Raw genomic sequence first — 2,883 nt, forward strand, 5'->3', positions numbered from 1 at the left:
GGAAATAAGTCCTCTCAGACGGCTCTCCTATCAGAGAACAGGTGGCGTTATTCGAGTACTGCAGAGGTATCGCTGAGCTCTGGCGAATAGTCTACTCGGAGTGTTTATCAATTCGAAACGAGACAGAAAGAAATAAAGAATATCGACATTTCGGTGAGGAAATTATCGGCGACCTTGTTGAGCGTGCTGAAGGACTAGGTCTTGAGGTCGTTGGTGTGGTCAAAACCGGTAAGATTGCACAGAACGTTGTTGAGTACGCAGAAGCAGAAGACATTGACACAGTCATTGTCGGCGAGGGTGGACACGGAACCATGAGAATATTTTGGATCCACTTCGGAGAAGATTATGCGGATGTGTCTGAAGCCTGTGACAGTCGTTAAGTCGTCTTAGTAATTCTCTCGCCAATCGTCCATTTTCTGTACTGAATCATATGCGCAGCACCCACTACGTATTACCACAATATGTGCCTTCGTCTTACAATCAATAACAGTAACTGAGACGATCTATACACTGAGTGCGTAGCCGTTGTCTGATTTGGTATACACTGATATTCAGTTGCAACCGATCGCTACCGCATGGATAGCCATTGGCAGCGTTGAATTAATTCGTCTCAGTCATCGCTGGTTGTGACGACGTTTTCTGTTTTGCTCTTAGGCTTGATGTGCGTAACTAATTCGCTGCTCTGTGTCGCCAAAGTGATCTCATTGTCGTCTTTGAGGTCGTCTATAGTGTTAGCGAACTCCTCGGATTCAAGGATTTGATACTCATGTTGCAGGCCTTTCAACACTGAGTAGATCATGATCAACAGAATTACTGTAAACGGGAGTCCACTGGTGATGGCTGCTGCCTGAAGTGCTTCAACAGCCCCCTCGCCCCCAGCGACAATCAATGCAATCGCAACAAGGCCCACAGAGGAAGCCCAAAAGACACGGCCAGTAGTCTGGGTTTTGTGTTTACCACCGCTACTGAGGTGTTCTAGAACTAACGATCCAGAATCAGAGGACGTCACGAAGAACGACATGACGAGTATAATTCCCATCACCGACAGTATCACTGTTCCCGGCATTGCGTCGAACATTCCGTACATCGCGATTTCCTCACCGGTTTCGAACAGTGGATCACTGATTACTCCTGCTGTTTCCTCACTCAACTCAAAATTGAGTGCTGTTGCACCCATCACTGTGAACCACGCGACAGAAAGCGTGGCGGGGATCATCAGGACGCCGCCAACGAACTCTCGGATTGTTCGCCCTTTCGAGATCCGGGCGATGAACATTCCAACGAACGGCGACCATGAAATCCACCAGGCCCAGTAGAACACTGTCCAGTCGACAAGGAAATTACCCTCACCCTCGCCGCCAGATCCGTAGAATTCGGATCCCGCGAAATACGGACCGTCAAATGCGTTTCCGAAGAATGATAGTTCAAAAAAGTTCCCTAAGTAGGCACCAACACCTTGTGGCAGCGCCCCGAGAATGAAGAGCGTGGGGCCAAGGAGAAACACCGAGAACATGAGGATCAACATCAGCGCGAGATTGAAATTGCTAAGCCGTCGGATTCCCTTGTCAAGACCGAGGTAGACTGAAATAACTGATAACCCCATCACGACTGCGATAATCGCGACGGTAACCCAGGTTTCGGTTGGGACTGCAGGGAAGGCACCAACTTCATCGCCAACAAACGAGAGTCCTGCGTTTATCTGGAGTGCTCCGAGGCCGAGTGACGTTACGAGACCGAACACAGTCGATAAGACAGTGAAAATATCGATTACGTGTCCTGGCCAGCCGTATATCCGGTCGCCTAGTAATGGATAGAAAATCGACCGGAATGTCAGCGGGAGACCACGATTATACGAGAAAAACGCGAGCCCGAGGGCAACTAGCCCGAAAAACGCCCACGGATGGATTCCCCAGTGGAATAACGATACTGCCATGGCAGCCTCCGCACCAGCTTCGGTTCCGCCCTCCGCGCCGAGATGCGGATCGAAGAGGTGGAAAACAGGCTCGCCGACACCGTAGAACATAAGTCCGATTCCCATACCTGCACTAAACAGCATCGCGATCCAAGAGATATCGCTGAACTCTTTTTCACCATCGACACCACCGAGCCGTATCACTCCGTACTTGCTGATTCCAAGATACACCATGAATATCAAGAATATGTTAGCGCCCATGATGAAAAGCCAGTCAAAGTAATCTGATACGCCGACCCGCATCTCCGAATATACCGATGTCGCCTGGTCTGGGAATGCGAGCGTGAAGAGTATAAATGATATAATGAAACCACCAGAGATGAGGAATACTGGTGGATTGACATCGAATCCGTATCCCTGCCAATTGTTTTCACCTGCTTTTTGATTCGTATTTGCGTGGAACAGTTCTTCTGTAATTCCTTCTTTCTCTTTGTTTGACATATTTGGTTTGGTATCCATTTCGCTGTGTATTGAACGGCCGATACGACAGTTTCAAATCGAACTAGGATGCTATGGCACTGTCAGTAGGCTTGGAGAGCCCAGTTTGGTTCAGTCAGTTCGATCTGTCTCTTACATCCGAACCAGACGGATGATTTAGTGTATTGTGGTCGAACTTCGATTAGTGGGATAGTTGCAATTCATATATAGCTTTTGATGGTGTATTTATTGCAACAGATATACAACGTAAGGATCTTTTTTGGCCCACATGCCGAAGCAAATCGTGTTTTCACACCCTGATTTTACATTTATTGAAATCTAGCTAAACAGTTTAGCGATCATATACGAGCCTGTCTAAGAATTCCACACCACCCGACACCTGATATCGGCCGAAGACACCGCTGCACAAATTGACAAACCGATTCAGTAGTGTTGTCGAAAAGAAAATCGAGTTCAGCTACCTAGCGATCGCG

Annotated in this window: 2 protein-coding genes; one reads left to right on the plus strand and one right to left on the minus strand. The window is 48.0% G+C overall.

Annotated elements, in window-relative coordinates:
• Positions 1-41 precede the first annotated feature (41 nt).
• The gene (locus O2S87_RS18385; RefSeq protein WP_475410179.1) at positions 42-380 is read left to right on the plus strand and encodes a universal stress protein; all 339 of its coding nucleotides are present in this window, start codon (positions 42-44) and stop codon (positions 378-380) included.
• Between the two features lie 230 nt (positions 381-610).
• Here the strand turns inward: O2S87_RS18385 and O2S87_RS18390 are convergent, their stop codons facing one another.
• Positions 611-2,413, minus strand: coding sequence for a BCCT family transporter (locus tag O2S87_RS18390; protein ID WP_475410180.1), 1,803 nt, complete (start codon positions 2,411-2,413; stop codon positions 611-613).
• Between the last annotated feature and the right edge of the window lie 470 nt (positions 2,414-2,883).

It is taken from the genome of Halohasta sp. A2 (genome assembly GCF_056175805.1).